The sequence below is a fragment of the Streptomonospora arabica genome (genome assembly GCF_039531585.1).
GTDB classification, from domain to species: domain Bacteria; phylum Actinomycetota; class Actinomycetes; order Streptosporangiales; family Streptosporangiaceae; genus Streptomonospora; species Streptomonospora halophila.
The window spans coordinates 1-21,724 of record NZ_BAAAQI010000029.1 but is presented as its reverse complement, the minus strand read 5'-3'; the positions used below and the strand labels follow the sequence as shown (position 1 = coordinate 21,724).

The window sequence follows — 21,724 nt, the reverse complement described above, 5'->3', positions numbered from 1 at the left end:
GATAGGCGGGCGCGCTCGGCGATGCCGCGGCACCGCCGCACCGCCGCACGCGTTGGGGATTCTGGCGCCGGTCCCCGGCGGGGCGCGGCGCACGGGAGGTGGGCCGGCCGGGGCCTGCCGCGAGCGGCGGCGGGAGGCTCCGGCCCGCGCCCCGAGGACCGCAGGAGGTGTCCCGCGCACGGTTCGCGGGATCACACCCGCTCCCGCAGCAGGGCCACGACCTGCCGGAACACCTCGGCCTGGGCGGCGGGCAGCTCACGCGAGAGCGCGTCCAGCCACCGGCCGTGCTCGCTGTCGTCGAGGCTCGCGACCATGGCCGAGGCCAGCTCGCCGGGCAGATGGGCGGCCAGGTCGCGGGCGAGCGCGGCGACGCGGGGGTCGTCGGTGTCGGCCTCGGCGATCTCGTCCAGCCGCGTGTAGATCGCACGCGTCCGCTCGGCCGCCTCGGGCTCGGCGAGCAGGCGGAACAGGTCACCGAGCGCGGCCCGGTCGGCGGGGTCGGCGCCGGTGTCGACGACCCCCAGGAACCCGCGGTCGAACTCGGCGAAGTCCGAACCGCTCGCGGGCAGCCCGCGCAGCACCTCCGCCATCCGGGGCGACACCGCGGAGTCCGGACCCAGGTCCGCCTCCTGCAGCAGCTCCGCCAGCCGCTCCCGCTTGGCCGCGATCGCCCGCTGCTGGCGCGCCAGGTCGGCGTCCAGCTCCGCGAGCACCTCCCGCAGCTCACGGCCGCGGTCGTCGGCCAGGACGTCGCGGATCTCGTCCAGGGACAGGCCCAACTCGGTCAGGCGGCGGATGCGGGCGAGGGCGACCGCGTCGCGCAGGCGGTACTCCCGGTAGCCGTTGGACAGCCGCTCGGGCTCGGGAAGGATTCCCTGGTGGTGGTAGTGCCGCACGGTCCGGGTGGACACCCCGACCAGCGCGGCGAGCTCGCCGATTCGCATGCGTCCATTAGAGGCGTTGACGCCGCGTCAAGGTCAACGCGCGACGCGGCCGGGGGAGGGAGGCGGGCGCGCCGCCGCCCCGCGGCGGCCGGCAGCGCCTGCCGGCCGCCGCGGCATGAGCCAGGCGGGAGAACCGGTTGGACGCCCGCCCGCGGGTGCGGCAGGCTCGGCGGATGGTCTCTCCCGAGGTGCCCGCCCCGTACCGCCGTCTCGACTTCAACGGCCCGCTCTCCGGCGAGCGCGCCGGCCGGTTGATCCGCTCGCTCGGCCCCCTGGCCGGCTGCCGGGTTGTCGACCTCGGCTGCGGGTGGGCGGAGCTGCTGCTGCGTACGCTGGAGGCCGAGCCCGCGGCTACAGGGGCGGGGGTCGACCTCGACACGGACCTCGTCGCACGCGGCCGGGCCAACGCCGCGGCGCGCGGCCTGGCCGACCGCGTCGAGCTGACCGCAGGCGACGCGGCGGCGTGGACCGGCCCGCCGGCGGATGCGGTGTTCAACGTCGGCGCCGCCCACGTGTGGGGCGGCGAGCCCGAGGCCCACACGGGCAACGCGCTCGCCGCGGTCAGCCGACTGCTGCGGCCCGGCGGGCGGCTGCTGTTCGGCGAGTGCTTCTGGCTGCGGGAGCCGACCGCCGCCGAGCTGTCGGCGATGCCGGTCCCGCCGGGCCAGTACCGTACGCTGCCCGACCTGGTCGACCTCGCCCTCGCGCACGGGTTCCGGCTGCTCGCGCTCTCCCAGGCGAGCCTGGACGAGTGGGACGACTTCGAGTCCGGCCATGCGCGCAGGTGGGAGGACTGGCTCGGGGAGAACTCCGCCTCACCCGACGCGAGCGAGGTCCGGGAGAAGGCGGACTCCCACCTCAGGGCCCGGCTGCACAGCATGCGCGAGACGGTGGGGTTCGCCTACCTCACCCTCGTGCGGGTCTGAGTCTCGGACGGGCCGGGCGTGGAAGGGGCGGTGGCCAGCTCGGCCGATGCCGATGCAAGGCCGCCGACCAGAAAATCTACATCGTAAAGGCGATGGCTTCGCACTCGGGTGAACACAGACGCGATCCGGTCACGGATCACCCGCACCTGCATTTCGACGTCCCCACCTCCACAAGGCCGTGTCCGATGAACGCCTTGACGAGAGCGCGGTCGGGGTTCGCGCAGAGCACCGGTTTTGGCCCCGGCCGAAGAGGTCTCCCGTCCCGCGTGGTCGAGGAGGTCTGCGAGATGCACGCGCACGACCGGGGCTTCACCGACGCCTTCATGACGGCGTTCCCCGACGCGATGGACTTCGCCGGCGACCGCGAACGCGCGCTGAGGTCGATCGCCGAGCTGGCCCGCCGCGCCAAGGACGCCGGCCTCCTGCGCCGCGACTTCGTGCTGGACGACCTGGTCCTCGTGCTCATGGCCAACCGGGGCGTCCACGCCGCTTCGGCCGCCGGGCGGGTCGCGGCCTCCCGCCGCTTCGCCGCGCTCGCGATCGAGGCGTTCCGCGCCTCCCCTGATCACGCGCCGCTGCCGCCGGCGACCCGGTTGGCGCCCGCGCCGCCCCGCGCGTAGGCCGGCTCGCAAGGTGTCGTCGCGCGATCGCGCGGCCGGATGTCGATCCCGCGGTGTGGGCCGCGGCCCATAGCGCAGGGCGAGCCTGGCGAACCGGATGGCCGGCGTGTGATCGCCCCGGTGCGTGTGTTCACCGGAGACCTCGCCTGTGCGCGGCCCGTATGCCGGGCAGTCCCCGACCGACCGGGGCTTCTCGGACCGGGCCTCGCCGCAGCCGTCCGGGAAGCGTCCGTCGCGCCTCAGGGGAGTGCCGGGTCGGCTCGGCGGGCACTCCGGGTCCGGTCGGCGGGGCGGTCGTTCCTGCGCCGACGCCCTTTGTACTGTGCGGCCCTATTTCGGTCGTCGTATTCGGGTCGAAAAGAGGGGTTGACGTGGACCGGGTTCAACTTTAGTGTCATATGTCGCGATGCGAATTAGAAATTTCGCAATACGAAATACAGATAATTCCCGATATCTGGTCGCCCTCCATTCGCCGACCACTTAGCGCTGCCCTGCCTTCGGTCGATTCCCCAATCTCGCCTCCCGGGGCCACGGGGCGCCGTCCCGTCCGCCGGCCCCCGCATTCCCCCGAGGTTTCGGGCTCTGATCCGCGCGCCTAAGACCAGTCAACCGACGCGGTGCTGACACCGCTCGGCTCCCCGAGAGGACTGGACAGTTGGAAGAAGCGATCACGGACCGGCCGGTCGTCGCTCTGGTCGGATTCGTCGCCGTAATCGTCGTCCTGCTTTTCCTTATCGCCCGGTACAAATGGCACGTGTTCGCCGCGCTCCTGGTGCCGATCGTGCTGCTGGGTTTCGCGCCCACCATCGACCGGACCGTCTTCATCGAGGCGTTCGAGAAGGGGTTCGGCAGCACCATCCAGTCGATCGCGGTCGTCATCGTCCTCGGGACCCTGATCGCCGAAGCCCTTCGCAACACCGGCGCCGTCGAGCGCATCACGCGCTCCATGCTGCGCCTGGTGGGCAAGCGCAACATGTCGCTGGCGCTCACCCTCGCCGGCTTCGTCATCGGGCTGGCGGTCTTCTCCGACGTCGGCTACGTCATCCTGAACCCGCTGGTCCACGTGGCCGCGCTGGAGACCGGCGTCACCATGAGCGCCATGGCCACCGGCCTGGTCGGCGCCATGCAGCTGACCCACGCCGTCGTGCCGCCGACGCCGGGGCCGCTGGCCGCGGCGGCGGTGGTCGAGGCCGACATCGGGGTGATCATCCTCTACGGGTCCGTGGTCACCCTCTTCGGCTCGCTCATGGGGTGGCTGTACGCGCGCCTGGTCGGCCCGCGCATCACCTCGCCTCCGTCCGAGGAGTACCGCGGCCGGGGAATCGACGCCGACAGCGAGCGGCGGCTACCCCCGCTCGGCTGGTCCTACGCCCCCATCCTGGTCCCCCTGGCGCTGATCGGCGGGAGCAGCGCCGCCGACTTCGCGCTGTCGGAGGACAACCCGGTCCACGGCCTGGCCGTGTTCCTGGGCTGGCCCGTCTTCGCCCTCGGCGTCGGCGTCGTGCTCGCCTATGTGCTGGCGTGGCGGTCCGGCAGCATCGAGGACTCCCGCACGCTGCGCGAGACCTGGGTGGAGAACGCCCTCAAGGGGTCGGCGATGATCATCATGGTCACCGGTCTGGGCGGTGCGCTCAGCGAGCTGCTGCAGGCCACACCGACGGTCGACGTCATCGCCGAGAACACGCTGGACCTCGGTATCCCCTCGATCCTGCTGCCGTTCATCCTGGGCGTCCTCGCCAACGTGATCACCGGCTCGACCACGGTCGGCGTGATCACCGCGTCCTCCCTCACCGCGCCGATGCTGCCCACGCTCGGCCTGTCGCCGGAGGCGGCCATGCTCTCCGCCGCGAGCGGGTCGGTGATCATCAAGTACTTCAACTCCAGCTACTTCTGGGTCTGCACGACGCTGTCGGGCATGTCCCTGCGCGCCGCGCTGCTCTCCTACGGGGGCGTGACCCTGGTCGGAGGGGCCTCGTCCATGGTGGCCGTGGTGATCCTCTGGAGCCTCGGGCTGATCTGAGGCGCCACCGGGCGCCCGGGGCACGGCCTGTGCCCCGGGCGCCCCGCCGGTCGCACCGGGGCGCTACCCGGAGGTGTCGGCCAGATACTCCGCCGCAGCCGTGACGCCGCCGGGGCGGTGGGCCGTGCCGGTCAGCCGCAGCCCCGCTTCGATCGCGCCCAGCGTGCCGAGCAGCCCCGGCTCGTTGAGGTGGCCCAGGTGGCCGATGCGGAAGACGCGGCCCCGCAGCCTGCCCAGCCCGGCGCCGAGCGAGACGTCGAAGCGCTCCAGGATCGCCGCGCGGAGCTTGTCGGCGTCGTCCCCCTCGGGCATCGCCACCGCGGTGAGGACCGGGCTGTACTCCTCGGGCACCCGGCACACCAGCTCCAGGTCCCACGCCTCGACAGCGGCGCGGGTGGCCGCCGCGAGCCGGCGGTGCCGGGCGAAGACCTGTTCCAGGCCCTCCTCGTGCAGCATCGCCACGGCCTCGCGCAGCCCGTAGAGCAGGTTGGTCGCCGGCGTGTAGGGGAAGTAGCCCCCGGCGTTGGACTCCAGCATCGGCGCCCAGTTCCAGTAGGAGCGGGCGAACCCGGCCGACTCCGACGCCCGCCGGGCCTTGGCGCTGATGCCGTGGAAGGACAGCCCCGGCGGCAGCATCAGGCCCTTCTGCGAGGAGCCGATCGTGACGTCGGCGCCCCACTCGTCGTGCCGGTAGTCCACCGACCCCAGCGAGGAGATGGTGTCGACGAGCAGCAGCGCGGGGTGCCCGGCGCGGTCCATGGCCGCGCGGACCTCGGGGATCCGGCTGACGACCCCGGTGGAGGTCTCGCTGTGGACCACGGCGACGGCCGTGATCCGGTGGCCGGGGTCGGCGCTCAGCCGCTCCTCGACCACCGCCGGGTCGACGCCGCTGCGCCAGTCGCCGGGGACGAACTCGACGTCGAGCCCGAGGTCGCGCGCGAGGTTCGCCCACAGGGTGCCGAACTGGCCGGACTCGAACATCAGGACCCGGTCGCCCGGCGAGAGGGTGTTCACCAGGGCCGCCTCCCACGCCCCTGTGCCGGAGGACGGGTAGATGACGGCGTCGGCCCCGGTTTTCAGCACCGACTTCAGCTTGTCCAGGGCGTCGAGCCCGAGGTCGGCGAACTCCGGGCCGCGGTGGTCGATGGTCGGGTAGCTGATGGCGCGCAGCACCCGGTCGGGGACGTTCGTAGGTCCCGGGATCTGCAGGAAATGACGGCCGCTTGACATGCCCCTCCATTTTTCCGCATTCCGGAATTCACTTACCGAATTGTGGAATCGTGGTTTTCGCTGTCCGTTCTTCAGGCAACGGAGCTTTCCGAAACCTGGCGTCAGTGTACGTTCGTGGTTTCGCATTACAAACTCTTGATATCGCCATATGGAAGTGCCTAGGGTCGAGGCGCCCCTCTCTCCGGAGCGTGGAAGGTGGAGTGCTGCCGTGGCCGAAACCCCGGAAACGATGACGCCGGAACGCGGAAACAGCGATGATCTCGAAGCGGAACTGCGCCGGGCCGTCAGCGGGGAGGTGCGGTTCGACGCCTACACGCGCCACATGTACGCCACCGACGCCAGCATGTACCAGATCACCCCGGTCGGCGTGGTCGCGCCCCGCGACGCCGACGACGTCGCCGCCGTCGTGGAGACCGCCCGCCGGTTCGCGACACCGGTACTGCCCCGGGGCGCGGGCACCAGCCACTGCGGGCAGACCGTGGGCGAGGCGGTGGTGCTCGACTTCTCCCGCCACATGAACCGGGTCCTGGAGATCAGCCCCGAGCAGCGCCGGGCCCGCGTGCAGCCCGGACTCGTCCAGGACGAGCTGAACGCCGCGGCCGCCCCGCACGGCATGTTCTTCGCCCCCGACACCTCGACCGGCAACCGCGCGACCCTCGGCGGGATGATCGGCAACAACTCCTGCGGGTCCCGCTCCGCCGCCTACGGCATGACGATCGACCACGTGCACACCCTCGACGCGGTCCTGGCCGACGGCGCACGCGTGCGCCTGGGCCCCGCCGCGGCGGGCGTCGTCGAGGCCAAGGCGGCGCAGAGCGACCTCGAAGGACGCATCTACCGCGAGCTTCCCGCACTCGCCGAACGCAGCCGGGCGGCCGTCGACGCCTGCCCGCAGACCTTCTGGCGCCGAGCGGGGGGCTACCGCCTGGACCGGCTGGCCCACGGGCCCTTCGACCTCGCCGCGTTCACCGCGGGCTCGGAGGGGACGCTCTCGGTGGTCACCGAGGCGGAGGTCGCGCTGACTCCCAAACCCTCCGCAACGGTCATGGTGATCGGGCACTTCGCCTCCACCGCCGAGGCCATCGCGGCCACCGACGACGCCATGGCCGCGGGCGGCGCCGCCATCGAGCTGGTGGACGGCTTCATCCTGGACCTGTCCCGAAGGTCGCCCGAGCACCGCCATCTGGCCGCCCGGCTGGAGGGGGAGCCCGCCGCGCTGCTGTTCGTGGAGTTCTACGCCGACGAGGCCGCCGAAGCCGACGCGGGCGCGGTGCGGCTGGAGACGCTGTGGCGCGCCGGCGGGCACGGCTACGCCGTGGTCCGCGCCGCGACGGCCGAGCAGCAGAAGCCGTTCCGGGCCCTGCGCAAGGCCGGGCTCGGCCTGCTGATGGCGGCCGGCCGGCCCGAGGAGCGCTCCATCGCCTTCGTGGAGGACACGGCGGTGCCCCCGGAGCACCTGGCCGAGTACACCGCCCGCTTCGCCGAGATCCTCGACCGCCACGGCCTGCGCGCGGGCTTCTACGGGCACGCGTCGGCCGGATGCCTGCACGTGCGCCCGTTCATGGACCTCAGCCGGCCCGAGCAGGTGGTCACGATGCGCGCGGTCGCCGAGGAGGTCTGCGACCTGGCCCTTTCCTACGGCGGGGTGAACTCCAGCGAGCACGGCGACGGGCTGGCGCGCAGCGAGTTCAACGAGCGGATCTTCGGTCCCGAGCTCTACCAGGCGATGCGCGAGGCCAAGGCCGCCTTCGACCCCGACCGCCTGCTCAACCCGGGCAAGATCGTGGACGCTCCCGCGATGACGGAGAACCTCCGCACGCCGAACCTGCCCACCGCGGTCGACGTGCCGACGCGCTTCGACTTCAGCGGGCACGGCGGCATGCGCGGCGCGGCCGACCGGTGCATGCGCATCGGGGCCTGCCGCAAGCCCGCCGGGTCGGGCGGCACCATGTGCCCCTCGTTCATGGCCACGCGCGACGAGGAGCACTCGACCCGCGGGCGCGCGAACGCCCTGGTCAAGGCGCTGTCAGAGCCCGACCCCCGCGCCGCGCTGGCCGGCGAGCGCCTCCACGAGGTCCTGGACCTCTGCCTGGAGTGCAAGGCGTGCAAGAACGAGTGCCCGATGTCGGTCGACATGGCCACGTTCAAGAGCGAGTCGCTGGCGGCTTACCACAGCGAGCACGGGACACCGCTGCGGACGCGGGTATTCGGCATGATCCGCCGGCTCAACTCCTGGGGCTCCGCGGCCGCCCCGCTGTCGAACCTGCCCGGGCGGATCACGCCCCTGCGTGCGCTCATGCACCGCCTCCTGGGCATCGACCGCCGCCGGCCGCTGCCGGCGTTCCGGCGCGACAACCTGATCCGCTGGTTCCGGCGCCGGGACCGGCGCCGGCCCCGGCGCAGTGCCGCGGCCGCGCGGCCCGCCGGCGAGGCGGTCTTCCTCGCCGACTCCTTCACCAGCTTCACCGAGCCGCACATCGGAAAGGCGGCCGTGGAGCTGCTGGAGGCGGCGGGCTGGCGGATCCGGATGGAGCCGGACCTGTGCTGCGGCCGCGCGCAGATCTCCAAGGGCCTGCTCGACGACGCGAAGAGGACGGCGGCCGGCCTCGTCGACCGGCTCGCCGGCGACGCCGAGCGGGGCGCCGTCGTCGTCGGCTGCGAGCCCTCGTGCGTGGCCACCCTCCACGACGAGCACGGCCGGCTCGTGGGAGGAGGCCGCGCCGCCGCCGTCGGCGCCCAGGCCCGCCTGGTGGAGGACCTGCTCGCCGACGCGCTCGACGACGGGCGCCTGCGGATAAGTGAGGCGAAGGGCGACGGAGGCGACGGAGCGCCCGCGGAGCTGCTGTTCCACGGGCACTGCCACCAGAAGGCGGCGTTCGGCACCGACGCGAGCATGCGCCTGCTGCGGCACCTGCCCGGCGCGGCGGTGCGCGAACTCGACGCCGGCTGCTGCGGAATGGCGGGGTCCTTCGGGTTCGAGGCCGAGCACTACGACCTGTCCATGTCCATCGGCGCACAGCGCCTCTTCCCGGCCATCGACGCCGCTCCCCGGGCGGAGGTCTGCGCGACCGGGGTCTCCTGCCGCCAGCAGATCGCCCACGGCACCGGCCGCCGGGCGCGCCACCCGGTGGAGCTGCTGCACGAGGCGGTCTTCGGGCCGGGCACCGGCGCAGCCCGCGAGGCGGGTGCGGAGAGGTGACGCGGGCGCACCGCCGGAGCCCGCTCGGCCTTCGCCGGCCCGCATGAGGCCCGCCGCGCGCACAGCCGGGGGCGCCGCGGCCGGGACGGGGCGGCGGCCGGGTTGGCGGCCGAGGCGGGCCCTGGCACTATGGGGAAACGGAACCTGACTCCGAGAATGGCCGGGGGAGTCGTTCCGGGTGTCGTGTTCGGCCGAGGCGGGAGCGGCGCGGTGAACGACAGCGACCAGGGCGCGGTGCGCGCCGCGCGGCCCAAGCGGGCCGACGCCCGGCGCAACGAGAAGACGCTGCTCGACGCGGCCGCCGCGGTCTTCGTCGCCTCAGGCGTGGACGCCCCGGTCCGCGACATCGCGGCCAAGGCCGGTGTCGGGGTCGGCACGATCTACCGGCACTTCCCGACCCGCGCGGACCTCATCATCGCCGTCTACCGGCACCAGGTCGAGGCCTGCGCCGAGGCGGGGCCGACGCTGCTGGAGACGAGCGCGACGCCCTACGAGGCGCTCCGGCGGTGGATCGACCTCTTCGTCGACTTCCTGGTCACCAAGCACGGACTGGCCGCCGTCCTGCAGTCCGACGACGCGGGATTCGACGCGCTGCACTCCTATTTCCTCGACCGCCTCGTGCCGGTGTGCGGCCGGCTGCTCGACGCCGCCGCGGAATCCGGCGAGATCCGGCCCGACCTGGAGGCCTACGGGCTCATGCGGGGCGTCGGCAACCTCTGCATCGGCGCCGACCACGACCCCCGCTACGACGCGCGCCGCCTCGTGGGACTCCTCGTCGAGGGACTGCGCCGACCGGACTGACCGCTCCGGGGCCCGGCCGCGCGCCGCACCGGGCGCTTCGCGTCCGGTCCCGGCCTGCGCGGGGGCCGAGCGCCCGCCGGGTCGGTGCCCGGTGCGACCCCCGGGCTGCGCCGGCCGCGCCATCCGGCGACGCGACCGCCGCCATCGGGGCGCGGGTGCGCCCTGCGCTGAACGCGCTGCGCCTCCGCGGCTCGGGGGCGCTCGACGGGCCGTGCGCGCCGGGGCCGTGCTCCGCTGCCACGCCCGACGGCCGCCGCGCCTGCTCTGCCTGCTCTCCGAGACGGTGAGCGGGCTGAACGCGCAAGAACGGAAACCATGCTCTGCCCCGGTCGCGAGCGTGCGCCCCGCACGGCACGGACGTGCCCTGCGACTCGCGGGAGCCGCCGGCGCGAGAGCGCCCGTGGCGGACGGGCGAGCGCGGGCGGCGCCGTGCAGGCCGCACCGCTTAACCCGCCGCGGTCCGCCCGCCGCCCGCGTCCCTAGACCCGTTCAGCAGCGCCGGTCCGCGGCGGCCGCGCCGCGGGGTTGGACGCCGGGATGCCGCAATCGCTAGCATCGGAGGCGCCGCCGCACTGACGATCAATGTTCAAAGTGTCAGTGCGTGCAGGACGTCAGGGTGTGGCGACGGCCGACCGCCGCGATCCGCACCGACCCGCTCGCCGGAGGAAGCACACCATGCCGGAGATCCTCTTCGTGATGACCGGAGTCGACCACTGGACGCTGGACGACGGTACCCGCCACCCCACCGGCTTCTGGGCCGAGGAGGCCGTCGCCCCGTACGAGGCCTTCACGGCGGCCGGGCACCGGATCACCGTCGCCACCCCGGGCGGGGTCGTCCCGACCGTGGACCGGGGCAGCCTCGCACCCGGGGCCAACGGCGGCCAGGAGGGCGCCGACCGAATGAGCGCCGCCCTTGAGGCCATGACCGAGCTCCGGCACCCGATCAAGCTGGAGGAAGCGGACCTCGCCGACTACGACGCGGTCTACTACCCCGGCGGCCACGGCCCGATGGAGGACCTGGCGGTCGACGCCGACTCCGGTGCGCTGCTCACGCACGCGCTGGAGAGCGGCAAGCCGCTCGGCGTGGTCTGCCACGGCCCCGCCGCGCTGCTCGCCGCGACGGGGGCCGACGGCTCCAACGCCTTCGCCGGCTACGAGGTCGCCGCGTTCACCGACGAGGAGGAGCGCCAAGGCGGCCTCGCCGACAAGGCCCGGTGGCTCCTGCAGGACCGGCTGACCCGGGCCGGTGTGCGGGTGCGCGAGGGCGAGCCCTGGGCGCCGAACGTGGTGGTCGACCGCACGCTGGTGACCGGCCAGAACCCGGCCTCCTCGGCTCCGCTCGCCCGAGAGATGCTCGACAGGCTGGCCTGAGCCGATGGGCACCGACCGGCTCGACGAGGTCCTCGACGCCGCCTACACCTGTCTGACCAGGTACGGCGCGCGGCGCACCACGATGGACGACATCGCCTCGCAGATGGGCGTGTCCCGGTCGGCGGTCTACCAGTACGTCCGGGGCAAGGACGAGGCCTTCCGGCTGCTGGCCGAACGCCTCCATCAGGAGGCGCTCGGCCGGGCCCGGGACGCGGCGGCCGACGCCGGCGCGCCGGCGGCCGAGCGCATCCGGGGCGTGCTGGCCGCCAAGCTCGACCTGGCGTTCCGGGTCGGCGGGGCCTCGCCGCACACCGCCGAACTGCTGGACGAGCGGAACCGGCTGTTCGGAGGGATCTGCGGCACGTTCTCCGCCTCGCTGCACGACCTGCTCACCGACCTGTTCACGCGCGCCGGCACCGTCGAGGGGGTCCCGCCAGATCAGGCGGCCCGGATGTGCCTGGCGCTGGCCGCCGGCCTGGAGACCGCGCGCGAGGGCGAGGCCCTGGTGGGGCCGGCGACCGCCGCCCTCGTCGGCGGCCTGCTCGACGAGCGCCGCGCGCCGCGCTGAGCCCTCTCCGCGCCGAGGCCCCTCAGCCGCCCTCCGCCTCGCGGCGGATGCGCTCGAACTGCGCGCCCATGGCCTCGGCCAGCGCCTGTGCCCCCGACAGCGGGCGGACCATGACCCTGAGGTCGTCGATCCGGCCGTCCTCGTCGACGTGCAGGAAGTCGCAGCCCTCGACCCTCGTGTCGCCGACCCTGGCGGTGAACAGCAGGCCGAGGTCGCGGCCGTCGGCGTCCGCGATCTCGCGCACGTAGCGGAAGTCCTCGAACACGCGCGCCGCACCGCGCAGAATCGCGGCGGTGATCGCCCTGCCCGAGTAGGGCTTGAAGGCGACCGGGCTGGTGAAGACGACGTCCTCGGCCAGCATCGCCTCGATCGCCTGGTGGTCGTCGGCCTCGACGGCCCTGCGGAACGCGTGCATGCCGCCTCCGTTGTGCGTGGTCGGACAGGTGCGGCGGATTCGGCCGCTTCGGAACGGCGGTAGCCGGCCGGCGTGTCAGCGGCCGCCGTCGGCGGGCAGCGGCAGCAGGCCGGGACGTTTTGCGCTGCGGCCGTCGCCCGACGAGCGTCCGCGCAGCCGGCGCAGCAGCCAGGGGCCGAGGAAGGCCGCCGCCCAGGCCGCTTCGGCCCCGGCGCGCCGCCACGGCTCCAGGGCGGGCAGCGGCGGCAGCGGATCGGCCCAGGAGCCGTCGCTGCCCGGGACGCCGAGCGCGTGCGCGGTCGCCGCCGCGATACGGGCGTGGCCCAGCGGCGCGGCGTGGATGCGGTCGGCGCTCCACAGCCGCGGGTCGGTGGTGACCGGGTAGGGGAAGGTGTCGACCAGCACGGCGCCGCGGCGGTCGGCCATGGTGCGGAGGCGGTCGTTGAAGTCCAGCACGCGGGGACGCAGGTGCCGAACCAGAGGGGCGAGGCTGCTGACGTCGGGGAAGGTGAAGGTGACCGTGGTCGCGCCCGAGTCGGTGAACGCGGCCAGCATCGCGTCCAGCTCCGCGGCGGTGGCGGCCGCGTCGTAGCCCGGCCGGACCAGGTCGTTCATGCCCGCCATGACCGTGACCAGGTCCGGCGCGAGCGCGAGCGCGGGAGCGGTCTGCTCGGCCCGGACGCCTGCGGCCCGCCGCCCGCGGACGGCGAGGTTGGCGTAGGTGAACCCGGGTTCCTGCGCGGCGAGCGCTTCGGCGAGGCGGTCGGCCCAGCCCCGGTAGCCGGTCGTCTCGTCGCCGTCGTTGAGGCCCTCGGTCTGGCTGTCGCCGACCGCGACGTATCTGCGGTATCCGCGGTATCCCATCCGGGCAGCCCCTCAGTCCGGCTCGGCGCCGGTGCCGGCGGTGGAGGGGGTGCGGCGCCCGAGCACGTCCAGCACCCGTTCGCCCCAGCGCGGGTACTCCCGCTCGAACTCCGGGCCCCGCCGGAGAGTCAGGTGGGGGCCCACGCGCTCGGCGCGGGCCAGGTGGTCCTCCTCGCTGCGGCCGCCCGGAAGCCGGTTGCGCAGCCGCTCGTAGCGGGTGATCTTCCCCCGTGCCCACACCATGCGCTCGGCGGCCGCCTCCCGTACGGCCCCGACGTCGCCGGTGTCCACCGCCGGCACCTGGACCAGGAGCTCCTCGCGGACGGCGCCGGGACGCGGCGGGGCGGAGGTGAACGCGTACAGGGCGCGCCGCCCGGATGCGGTGAGGGAGAACAGCCGCTTGTCGGGACGCTTCTCCTGCTCGACCGTGCGCGCCTGGAGCAGGCCCTCGGCAGCCATCCGCTCCAGTTCCCGACAGAGCCGCTGGGGCGTGGCCATCCAGAAGTCGGCCACCGAGGCGTCGAAGCTCCTGGCCAGGTCGTAGCCGGACGCCTCCCCCTCGAGCAGGGCGGCCATCACCGCGTTGCGAAGTGCCATGGGCCGATACTAAACGGGTTGGTTAGTCACATGCGCGAGTACTTCCCCCTGCATCGCGCGCCGAGGGGCGGCCCCGTCCCCGAAGGAGTGTTCAGGGCCGTTGGCCGGGGGCCTCGGGCGCGGGGCGGGCCGGGCGGGCGGGGCGGCGTGCCGACGTCGCGTGGTCGAACAGGGCGGCCAGTTCGTCGGCGTAGCCGGAGAGGTCGAGGTCGGGCTCGGACTGCAGCAGGAACGGGATGCCGTCGACGGCGCGCTGCACCGTCGCGGCCATGACGAAGGTGTCGAACTCCCGGAACAGGCCGGCCCGCTGGCCGCGGCCGAGCATGTCCTCGATGGCCCCGAGCACGCCGCGCTCGGTGCCGGCGTTGTAGGTGCGTTCGGCGCCGGGGTCGTCCTGGAGGTGGATGAGCAGCAGCGCCCGCATCTCGGTCCGGTGGGCGTCGACGAACTCCACGACCGCGCGGATGTAGGTCAGCAGTTCGCCGCGCGGGTCGGCGGCGCCGGCTATGCGGTCGGCGACGTGGGCCCCGATCATCCCGTGGACGTGCAGGACCGCGGCCCGCAGCAGCTCCCGCCGGTGCGCGAAGTGGTACGAGATCAGCCGCGTACTGCTGAGCCCGCCCCGCTCGGCGATCCGGGCGAAGGTGGCCTGCTGGAGTCCCAGCGCGGCGATGGTCTCGATCGTCGCCGCGACGATCTGGCGGCGGCGCTCCTCAGGCGGCAGCCGCCGGTTCGCACGCTCGGGCATCTCCCCCCACTTCCCTCGGCGGCGCGGTCGCCGAAGTATCCTCCCAGCGGCTCAGCGGGTACATTGGCGTCCCACGCTTATTACTTAGTTGAGTAACAACTGTACGGAGGAGAGCCGTGGAGAACACGGGGGACCCGCCGGACGCCGACCGCAGCCCCGGTCGCGGCAGGCTCAAGGCGGCATGGGCACTGGTGGTCCTGGCGCCGCTCAGCGCGGAGGTGACCTTCAGCGGCGTCGGCATGCCCCTGCTCTGGGTCATCCTTCCGCTGCTGGTGCCGATGTACGGCGCGGGCGTGCTGCTGATCCGGGAGCTGGTGGCGCGCGCGGGCGCCGGCTGGCCCGGCCTGCTGGTGATGGGCGCGGCCTACGAACTGGTGGAGGACGGGATCGGCCTTCAGGCGCTGACCAGCCCGAACCTCTACAACGCCGCGGAATGGGGCCCGCGGGTGCTCGGCTTCAACACGACGTACTGGGAGAGCCAGCTCGGCTACCACATGGTCTTCAGCGTCCTCGTCCCCGTCGTGCTGACCGACCTGCTGTTCCCGCGGTTCGCGGGCCGGCCGCTGCTGCGCCGGGGCGGGCTGATCGGCGCCGGGGTCGCGGCGGTCGCCGGGGTCGCGCTGCTGCGCCTCCTCATCGCCGGGGTGGAGGACCCGGGATACCAGGTACCGCTGCCGGTGCTCGCCGGACTGCTGCTCGCCGTGGCCGCCCTCGCGGTGATCGCACTGCGCATCGTCCCGCGCATGGGGCGGGGGCGTCCCGGCACGGTGCCGCCGACCGAGACGGGCCCTGCGCGTGCCCCCGGCCTCGTCGCGGCGTGCCTGCTGCCGGGTGCGGCCGTACTCGTCTTCCTCGGGCTGCTGGTGCCGCCCGGGCATCCGCCGACCGGCCCGGCCGTCGGCGGCGGGTGGGTGGTGGCGGCCATGGCCGGCGCCGCCGCCGTGGCGGCCGCCGCGGCTTGGCGTATCGCCACCTGGACGCGGACGGCGGGCTTCACCCATCGGCACCGGGTGGCCGTGATCGGCGGCGCACTGGTGGGCCACACGCTGTTCGTCGTCCTCAGCGCCCTGGTTTTCGAGGAGGGCACCGGCGCGGTGTTCCCCGCCGCCGTCGGGACGGCGGTGATGGCCGCGACCGCTGCCGCACTCATCTGGCTCGCCCGCCACCCCCGCCACCTTCGCCACCGCGCCGAAGCGGCCTGAAGCGCCGCGCGCCGCGACCGGGGCGGGCCGCCCCTCTGCTTCGGGGCGTCGCCTGCGCCTGCCGGTTGCGCGGGGACGGCGTCCGGACCGCGTATGGCGCCGAGACGGCGGTCGGCGGGCTCGATCCGGGCGCCGGCGCCTCCTCAGGGCGCCCCCTCAGGGCGCCGCGTCGGAGGGGGCGCCGGCGAGGTGGTCGGAGGTGTCGCCGTACTCCTGCTGCAGGGCTTCGAGCCTGGCGGTCAGCTCTGCCGCGACACCGGCGTAGGCCGGGTCGGCGTAGCGGTTGCGCAGCTCGTCGGGGTCCTCCTCCAGGTCGAACAGCTCCCACTCGGGTTCGCGGCGCTCCTCGGCGGCGCCCGGCCGGCCCGAGCCGTGGCCGGGGTAGTGGATCAACTTGTGCGTGCGGGTGCGGACCCCATAGCACGCCGCGACGTTGTGGTTCACGTCCAGGTGCTCGAAGTAGCGGTAGTAGACGGCGTCGCGCCAGTCGCCGGGCCGCTCTCCGCGCAGCAGCGGGGCCAGGCTGCGGCCCTGCATCCGCGGGTGCGGTCCGACTCCGGCCAGGTCCAGGATCGTGGGGGCGTAGTCGACGTTGGCGACCAGGTCGCCGCGGCTGCTGCCCGCGGGGGTGACGCCCGGGTGGCGCACGACCAGCGGGATCCGCAGCGCGGGCTCGTACATGAACCGCTTGTCGAACCATCCGTGCTCACCCAGGAAGAAGCCGTGGTCGGAGGTGTAGACGACCACGGTGTCCTCGGCGAGCCCGGCGACGTCCAGGTAGTGCAGGACCCGCCCGACGTTCTCGTCCAGGGCGGCGACCACGCGCAGGTAGTCCTTGATGTAGCGCTGGTAGCGCCACTCGAACTCCGCGTCCTCGGTGAGCCCTTCGGGGACCGGCGCCTTGAGGTCCTCCGCGGTGAGGTCGGACATGCGCATGCGCGCCTCGCGGGCGGCCGAGGCCCGGCCGGAGAGGTCGTCGTGCAGGGTCGCCGGAGCGGGGATGTCCACGTCCGCGTAGAGGCGGCGGTGCCGATCGGCCGGTTCGAACGCCCGGTGGGGCGCCTTGTGCTGGACCAGCAGGCAGAAGGGGCGGTCGGCCTCGCGCCGGTCGAGCCAGGTCAGGCCGAGGTCGGTGATGATGTCGGTGACGTAGCCGGAGTAGGTCCGCTCGCCCGCGGCGGTGAGGAAGGCCGGGTCGCGGTAGCAGCCGTGCTCGGGCAGGACCTCCCAGTAGTCGAAGCCGCGGGGGTCGTGCCCGGGCCCGTGGCCCAGGTGCCACTTGCCGACGATGGCGGTCTGGTAGCCGGCCTGCTGCAGCATCTCGGGAAAGGAGGGCTGGTCGGCGCGGAACCTCTGCCCGGGCTGCTCCAGCGTGGTCATGCCGTGGACGTGGCTGTAGGTGCCGGTGAGCAGCGTCGCCCGTGCGGGCGAGCAGATCGCGTTGGTGCAGAAGGCGTTGTCGAAGCGCATGCCCTCGGCGGCGAGGCGGTCGACGGCGGGTGTCCGGTTGATCGCGCTGCCGTAGGCGCCGATCGCCGGGGCCGCGTGGTCGTCGGTCATGATCACCAGGATGTTGGGACGTCCGTTCGGCACGCGGTGCTTCCTTCCGGGCGGGGCGAGCGCGGCGGGTCGGGGGTGGGCGTGGCGCCGGGAGCGCCGCGCGGGGCGCGGGCGCGCAGGTCAAGCCTCTCAAGGGCTTCCGGCCGCGCCCCCGGCGGGCCCGGGCCGCGGGGCCGCGGGCCGCCGGACGCCGCGCCGCTGAGCAGCTGAAAGGGCAGTCAGGTATATTTCGCCATAACCGGACATGCGGCCCCGGACCGGGGCGGCCGCGCCGGTGAGGGCCGTGGCCGACGAGCGCCGGATCCGGTGCTCGGGGGTGCCTCCCCTCCGGCTGTCGTAGGAAGGTCGTGTGGAGCGCAAGCACCTCGAGTACTTTCTCGCCATCGCGAGCCACGGGAGTTTCACCGGCGCCGCGAACGCGCTGCGGATCGCGCAGCCGTCGCTGTCCTATGCCATAGGCGTCCTGGAGCGCGAGGTGGGGGCTCCGCTGTTCCGCCGCATCGGCCGGGGCGTGGTGCTGACCCCCGTGGGCGAGGCCCTGCTCAGCCCCGCCCGGCAGGTGCTGCACGACTTCATGCGCGTGCAGACCGCGGCGCAGCGGGTCTCGGGCCTGGTGTCCGGCCGCCTCGACATCGCCGCGGTCACCACCCTGGCCGTCGACCCGCTGGCGGCGTTCGTCGGCGAGTTCCGAAGCCGGCACCCCGGAGTGGAGTTCCGCATCCTGGATGCGGAGAACGCCGCCGCGATCGTCGACTCCGTGCGGCGCGGGCGGTGCGAGGTGGGGCTCACCGCACACGGTGTCGCGACCGCGGGAATGCGGGTGCTCGACCTTCCCCAGCAGGAGGTCCTGGCCGTGCTCCCGCCCTCGGCGGACCGCCCCGCGGACCCGATGCCGCTGCAGAAGCTCGCCGAGCTCGACCTCGTCACCACGCCCAGCGGCACCACCACGAGAAGCGCGCTGGACAGCGCGCTGGCGCTGAGCGGGACCCCGCCCCGCATCGCGGTCGAGACCACGCACCGCGCCGCGATCGTCCCCCTGGTGCTGGCGGGCGCCGGCGCGACCCTGCTGCCGCACCGGCTCGCGATGGAGGCGGCCCGCGGCGGTGCCGTGGTCGTCAGCGTCGCACCGCCGCTGGCGCGCCGGGGCCATCTCGTCTGGCCGCCCGAACCCCTCTCGCCCGCCGCCCAGGCCTTCGTCGACCTCGTCTCGGGTTGGGAGCCCGGCGGCGACGAGGGCCCGGGACCGATGGAGGGCGCCCTTCCCGGCTGAGGCGGGCGCCGCGCGGCACGCGCCCTTCCGGCACGGGCCGCGCGGCGCCGCGGCGCCCGTCAGTCGTGGGCCGCCCGGAACCTCTCGCGTCCGCTCTCGCTGTCGACGTCGCTGCACTGGTCGTCGCCGAGGTCGAGGCGCACCCGGTCCAACCGCCCGGTGAACTCGTTGTCGAGGGTCGGGTAGTCGTCCGTCACGGGCGAGGCGCGGTCGACGCCGAGGTCGAAGGTCTCGTCGAAGGCGAAGTAGTAGGGGATCGTGGCGTCCACCCGGCCTTCGGCGGCCTTCTCCCCGTCGACCAGCAGAGTCACGGACCCGCCGCGGCCGACGCCCCCGCCGTCGTAGTCGAACTCCATGCGCACCTCGTGCTCGCCGCGGGAGAGCCGCTCCTGCGCCGACACGGTGTGCACCTGCAGCCCGAAGTAGTTGTAGGCGTAGCGCAGGCATCCCTCGTGGACGTACAGCGACCATCCGCCGAAGCGCCCGCCCTGCGCGACGATCACGCCCTCGCCCCCGCCGGGCGGTGCCTCGACGACCGCCGTGATGGTGTGCGACCGGTTCTTCACGTTGGGCGCGGTCTCCTCCGTGAGCCGCAGCCCCGCGCCCGAGAACGTGACCGTGCTGCGGTCGCCGAACAGGTCGAGCCGGCCCGCCTCGCGCGGGTTCTCCCGTTCCGTCATCCGGTCGTCCAGCGGGAACACGTTGAACCGGGCGGCTTCGACGAGGAACAGCTGCTGCAGCTCGCGCAGCTTGCCGGGGTGCTCCGCCGAGATGTCGCGGGCCTGGGTCCAGTCGACGTTGGTGTCGTAGAGCTCCCACACGTCGTCGTCGAAGTAGCGGCGACCGGACTGCACCATCTCCCACGGCGTGCCGTGCCGGGTGACCGCCATCCACCCGTCGCGGTAGATGCCGCGGTTGCCGACCATCTCGAAGTACTGGATGCGGTGCCGGTCGGGCGCCTGGGCGTCGTTGAAGGTGTAGAGCATGCTGGTGCCCTCGATCGGCTGCTGGCCGATCCCGTCGACCGTGGCGGGGTGCGGGATCCCGGCCGCCTCGAGGACGGTCGGCAGCACGTCGATCACGTGGTGGAACTGGTTGCGCAGCCCGCCGCGCTCGCTGATCCCGTTCGGCCAGTGCACGATCATTCCGTCGCGCGTTCCGCCGAAGTGCGAGGCGACCTGCTTGGTCCACTGGTAGGGGGTGTTCATCGCCAGCGCCCATCCGACGGGGTAGTGGGCGTGCGTCGTCTCGTCGCCGAGCGCGTCGGCGTGGGCGTTGATGAACTCCGCGCTGTCGGGGATCCCGCTGGCGAAGCGGTGCTCGTTGAGCGTGCCGCCCAGGCCGCCCTCGGCCGAGGCCCCGTTGTCGCCGAGGATGTAGATGAACAGCGTGTCGTCCAGGACGCCCTGCTCCTCCAGGGCGTCCATCAGGCGCCCGACCTGGACGTCGGTGTGCTCGGCGAAGCCGGCGTAGAGCTCCATCAGCGAGGCCGCGGACCGGCGCTCCTCGTCGGACAGCTCGTCCCAGTGCGGCACGCCCTCGGCCCACGGCGCCAGTTCGGCGTCCTGGGGCACCACGCCCAGCTCCTTCTGGCGCTGCAGCGTGATCTCGCGCTGGCGGTCCCAGCCGTGGTCGAACCGGCCCCGGTACTTGTCGCGGTACTGCCTGGGCACGTGGTAGGGCGCGTGCGTGGCGCCGAACGGCAGGTAGGTGAAGAACGGGACGTCGGGATTGAGGCTGCGCTGCGTGCCGATCCACTCGATCGCCTGGTCGACGAGGTCCTCGGAGAGGTGGTAGCCGTCCTCCGGCCGCTTCGACGGCTCGATCGGCGAGGTCCCGTCGAAGAGGACCGGGTACCAGTGGTTCATCTCGGCGCACACGAACCCGTAGAACTTCTCGAAGCCCTCGCCGGTGGGCCAGCGGTCGAACGGCCCGGCCGGGCTCACGTCGCGTGCCGGGGTCTGGTGCCACTTGCCGAAGGCACCGGTGTTGTAGCCGTTGGCCCGCAGGGTCTGCGCGATCGTCGCGGCGCTGCGCGGGCGGATGCCGCTGTAGCCCGGCGCCGCGCTGGCCATCTCGGTGGTGACTCCCATGCCGACCGAGTGGTGGTTGCGCCCGGTCAGCAGCGCCTGGCGGGTCGGCGAGCAGATCGCGGTGACGTGGAACCGGTTGTAGCGCAGGCCGTTCTCCGCGAGCCGGTCCGCGGTCGGGGTCTCACACGGGCCGCCGAAGGCGCTGGGCGCTCCGAAGCCCATGTCGTCGACGAGGACGAGCACCACGTTGGGCGCTCCGCGGGGCGGGCGCAGCGGTTGGGCCGGCTGGAAGGACGGGTCCTGGTCGCGGGCATCGAGCGAGGTGGCCGGAGCGTGCCGCCCGTCCGCGATCGGCAGGTTGTACCGCTCGGGCTGCGAGCTGCTCATGGGTGTCTCCTTCACGTATCCGCAGGGGATGGTGCGTACCGGTGCTTCGGGCGGTGCGGAGCGCTGAATCGGTTCCTATCCCGCGCATCCGTTCCAGGAGCGAAGAAGTCGCGCACGTGGACGCTTCATGCCATTCCCTGGCGGACGCGGTTCCGGTTTCCACCTCGTTTCCGGGAGCGAAGTGCCGCGCTCCCGTTCTGCCGTCGACGCACGCCTGGCCGGGTTTCCGTGTTGAATGATGGTCGACCCGCGGAGCCGAGTCAACGGGCGGCAGGAAACGAGCGATACCGATAACTGCTCGTACGTATAGAATGATTCTATCTCCGGAGCCGAAACAGCGCGCGGAGCGCACGGCGCCGGGGCGTCGCGGCGCTCCCCGGCGGGCGCCACGCCGACGCCCCCACGCGCCGCCGCCGGCGCGTCGCAACCCGTTGAGCTGCTTCGATGTTCTGCCATCCGCGTCTCCTGCGAACACCTCGCGCGGGGGTTCGCGGCCCGCTTCCGGCGGCCGGCGCATGCGGCGCCGGAACGCGCCGAACACCGGCGCCGATACCCGCCGCATGGGATTCCCCATCTCCGGACGGCTTGATCCGCCGCACTTCCGCTGGTTGTATACATATTCGGCCGGTGCCGGAGAAAGCAGAAAAGGGCAAGGTTTCGCGGCCGCTTTTCGGGATCCGGGCGCCTGCCGGGCCGGAAGGCCGCGGGCCCCTCCGGGAAAGCCCCGGTCGCGAGCGGAAACGGCGGCCGTCCGCCCGCAACCGCTTCCCGCACGCCTGCGGGCGCGACGAGGACGAGACGGGCACAACGCCCGAAAGGAGCTCCACGTGTCTTCAGCGGATTCCGTCTACGACTATGTGGTCGTGGGCGGCGGGACCGCGGGCTCGGTGATCGCCAACCGCCTCACCGAGGACCCCGGCACCAGCGTCTGCGTCATCGAAGCCGGCCCCAGCGACCGCGACCAGGAAC

18 protein-coding genes are annotated in these 21,724 nt (G+C 73.5%); 10 read left to right on the top strand and 8 right to left on the bottom strand.

All coding sequences use genetic code 11. From position 1 onward, the window contains the following. Positions 1 to 191: 191 nt before the first annotated feature. Positions 192 to 944 (bottom strand): MerR family transcriptional regulator, encoded by a 753-nt coding sequence (locus tag ABD284_RS25130; protein ID WP_344148760.1) that lies wholly within the window; start codon positions 942 to 944, stop codon positions 192 to 194. A gap of 173 nt (positions 945 to 1,117) precedes the next feature. On the opposite strand from ABD284_RS25130, the gene ABD284_RS25125 reads away from it, so the two are divergent. The 3 genes from ABD284_RS25125 (at position 1,118) to ABD284_RS25115 (ending at position 4,510) form a co-directional block, all read left to right on the top strand. After that, a complete protein-coding gene (locus ABD284_RS25125; RefSeq protein WP_344148756.1) occupies positions 1,118 to 1,870 on the top strand; it encodes an SAM-dependent methyltransferase in 753 nt (250 codons plus the stop codon). A gap of 287 nt (positions 1,871 to 2,157) precedes the next feature. Next, entirely contained in the window at positions 2,158 to 2,490 is a 333-nt protein-coding gene (locus tag ABD284_RS25120) for a hypothetical protein (RefSeq protein ID WP_344148753.1), read from the top strand. 655 nt (positions 2,491 to 3,145) lie between these two features. Further along, positions 3,146 to 4,510, top strand: coding sequence for a GntP family permease (locus ABD284_RS25115; protein WP_344148750.1), 1,365 nt, complete (start codon positions 3,146 to 3,148; stop codon positions 4,508 to 4,510). Positions 4,511 to 4,573: 63 nt separating this feature from the next. Here ABD284_RS25115 and ABD284_RS25110 read toward each other — a convergent pair whose 3' ends face one another. Continuing rightward, positions 4,574 to 5,740, bottom strand: coding sequence for a pyridoxal-phosphate-dependent aminotransferase family protein (locus ABD284_RS25110; protein WP_344148747.1), 1,167 nt, complete (start codon positions 5,738 to 5,740; stop codon positions 4,574 to 4,576). 208 nt (positions 5,741 to 5,948) lie between these two features. Between ABD284_RS25110 and ABD284_RS25105 the strand changes: the two genes are divergently transcribed. From ABD284_RS25105 to ABD284_RS25090, 4 genes are all read left to right on the top strand, one after another. Next, positions 5,949 to 8,939, top strand: a complete 2,991-nt coding sequence (locus tag ABD284_RS25105) for an FAD-binding and (Fe-S)-binding domain-containing protein (RefSeq protein ID WP_344148744.1) — start codon at positions 5,949 to 5,951, stop codon at positions 8,937 to 8,939. Positions 8,940 to 9,095: 156 nt separating this feature from the next. Beyond that, positions 9,096 to 9,740: a TetR/AcrR family transcriptional regulator gene (locus ABD284_RS25100; protein WP_386699008.1), complete on the top strand. Its 645-nt coding sequence runs from the start codon at positions 9,096 to 9,098 to the stop codon at positions 9,738 to 9,740. A gap of 675 nt (positions 9,741 to 10,415) precedes the next feature. Continuing rightward, a complete protein-coding gene (locus ABD284_RS25095; protein WP_344148738.1) occupies positions 10,416 to 11,111 on the top strand; it encodes a type 1 glutamine amidotransferase domain-containing protein in 696 nt (231 codons plus the stop codon). A 4-nt stretch (positions 11,112 to 11,115) separates the two neighbouring features. Continuing rightward, positions 11,116 to 11,679, top strand: a complete 564-nt coding sequence (locus tag ABD284_RS25090; RefSeq protein WP_344148735.1) for a TetR/AcrR family transcriptional regulator — start codon at positions 11,116 to 11,118, stop codon at positions 11,677 to 11,679. A gap of 22 nt (positions 11,680 to 11,701) precedes the next feature. Here the strand turns inward: ABD284_RS25090 and ABD284_RS25085 are convergent, their stop codons facing one another. The 4 genes from ABD284_RS25085 to ABD284_RS25070 all read right to left on the bottom strand — a co-directional run bounded on the left by ABD284_RS25085 (position 11,702) and on the right by ABD284_RS25070 (position 14,303). Further along, a complete protein-coding gene (locus tag ABD284_RS25085; RefSeq protein WP_344148732.1) occupies positions 11,702 to 12,094 on the bottom strand; it encodes a nuclear transport factor 2 family protein in 393 nt (130 codons plus the stop codon). 75 nt (positions 12,095 to 12,169) lie between these two features. Next, positions 12,170 to 12,958, bottom strand: a complete 789-nt coding sequence (locus ABD284_RS25080) for an SGNH/GDSL hydrolase family protein (protein ID WP_344148729.1) — start codon at positions 12,956 to 12,958, stop codon at positions 12,170 to 12,172. A 12-nt stretch (positions 12,959 to 12,970) separates the two neighbouring features. After that, positions 12,971 to 13,555: a PadR family transcriptional regulator gene (locus ABD284_RS25075; RefSeq protein WP_344148726.1), complete on the bottom strand. Its 585-nt coding sequence runs from the start codon at positions 13,553 to 13,555 to the stop codon at positions 12,971 to 12,973. 91 nt (positions 13,556 to 13,646) lie between these two features. Next, on the bottom strand, positions 13,647 to 14,303 hold the full coding sequence (locus ABD284_RS25070; RefSeq protein ID WP_344148723.1) for a TetR/AcrR family transcriptional regulator: 657 nt from the start codon (positions 14,301 to 14,303) through the stop codon (positions 13,647 to 13,649). Positions 14,304 to 14,419: 116 nt separating this feature from the next. On the opposite strand from ABD284_RS25070, the gene ABD284_RS25065 reads away from it, so the two are divergent. Further along, a complete protein-coding gene (locus ABD284_RS25065) occupies positions 14,420 to 15,505 on the top strand; it encodes a hypothetical protein (protein ID WP_344148720.1) in 1,086 nt (361 codons plus the stop codon). A 156-nt stretch (positions 15,506 to 15,661) separates the two neighbouring features. Here ABD284_RS25065 and ABD284_RS25060 read toward each other — a convergent pair whose 3' ends face one another. After that, a complete protein-coding gene (locus ABD284_RS25060; protein ID WP_344148717.1) occupies positions 15,662 to 17,098 on the bottom strand; it encodes a sulfatase family protein in 1,437 nt (478 codons plus the stop codon). Positions 17,099 to 17,414: 316 nt separating this feature from the next. Here ABD284_RS25060 and ABD284_RS25055 point away from each other — a divergent pair, with 316 nt between their 5' ends. Next, positions 17,415 to 18,335 carry a LysR family transcriptional regulator gene (locus tag ABD284_RS25055; RefSeq protein ID WP_344148714.1) on the top strand — a complete coding sequence of 307 codons (921 nt, stop codon included), beginning with the start codon at positions 17,415 to 17,417 and terminating at the stop codon, positions 18,333 to 18,335. A gap of 59 nt (positions 18,336 to 18,394) precedes the next feature. Here ABD284_RS25055 and ABD284_RS25050 read toward each other — a convergent pair whose 3' ends face one another. Then, positions 18,395 to 20,755 carry an arylsulfatase gene (locus ABD284_RS25050; RefSeq protein ID WP_344148711.1) on the bottom strand — a complete coding sequence of 787 codons (2,361 nt, stop codon included), beginning with the start codon at positions 20,753 to 20,755 and terminating at the stop codon, positions 18,395 to 18,397. 827 nt (positions 20,756 to 21,582) lie between these two features. Between ABD284_RS25050 and ABD284_RS25045 the strand changes: the two genes are divergently transcribed. After that, a partial coding sequence (locus ABD284_RS25045) for a lycopene cyclase family protein (protein WP_344148801.1) occupies positions 21,583 to 21,724 on the top strand: 142 nt, incomplete at its 3' end.

Bases quoted from the DNA above. Each gene is read 5' to 3' on its own strand.
- ABD284_RS25130 (WP_344148760.1), bottom strand. From the start codon at position 944: ATGCGAATCGGCGAGCTCGCCGCGCTGGTCGGGGTGTCCACCCGGACC.
- ABD284_RS25125 (WP_344148756.1), top strand. From the start codon at position 1,118: ATGGTCTCTCCCGAGGTGCCCGCCCCGTACCGCCGTCTCGACTTCAAC.
- ABD284_RS25120 (WP_344148753.1), top strand. From the start codon at position 2,158: ATGCACGCGCACGACCGGGGCTTCACCGACGCCTTCATGACGGCGTTC.
- ABD284_RS25110 (WP_344148747.1), bottom strand. From the start codon at position 5,740: ATGTCAAGCGGCCGTCATTTCCTGCAGATCCCGGGACCTACGAACGTC.
- ABD284_RS25100 (WP_386699008.1), top strand. From the start codon at position 9,096: ATGGCCGGGGGAGTCGTTCCGGGTGTCGTGTTCGGCCGAGGCGGGAGC.
- ABD284_RS25095 (WP_344148738.1), top strand. From the start codon at position 10,416: ATGCCGGAGATCCTCTTCGTGATGACCGGAGTCGACCACTGGACGCTG.
- ABD284_RS25090 (WP_344148735.1), top strand. From the start codon at position 11,116: ATGGGCACCGACCGGCTCGACGAGGTCCTCGACGCCGCCTACACCTGT.
- ABD284_RS25085 (WP_344148732.1), bottom strand. From the start codon at position 12,094: ATGCACGCGTTCCGCAGGGCCGTCGAGGCCGACGACCACCAGGCGATC.
- ABD284_RS25080 (WP_344148729.1), bottom strand. From the start codon at position 12,958: ATGGGATACCGCGGATACCGCAGATACGTCGCGGTCGGCGACAGCCAG.
- ABD284_RS25075 (WP_344148726.1), bottom strand. From the start codon at position 13,555: ATGGCACTTCGCAACGCGGTGATGGCCGCCCTGCTCGAGGGGGAGGCG.
- ABD284_RS25070 (WP_344148723.1), bottom strand. From the start codon at position 14,303: ATGCCCGAGCGTGCGAACCGGCGGCTGCCGCCTGAGGAGCGCCGCCGC.
- ABD284_RS25050 (WP_344148711.1), bottom strand. From the start codon at position 20,755: ATGAGCAGCTCGCAGCCCGAGCGGTACAACCTGCCGATCGCGGACGGG.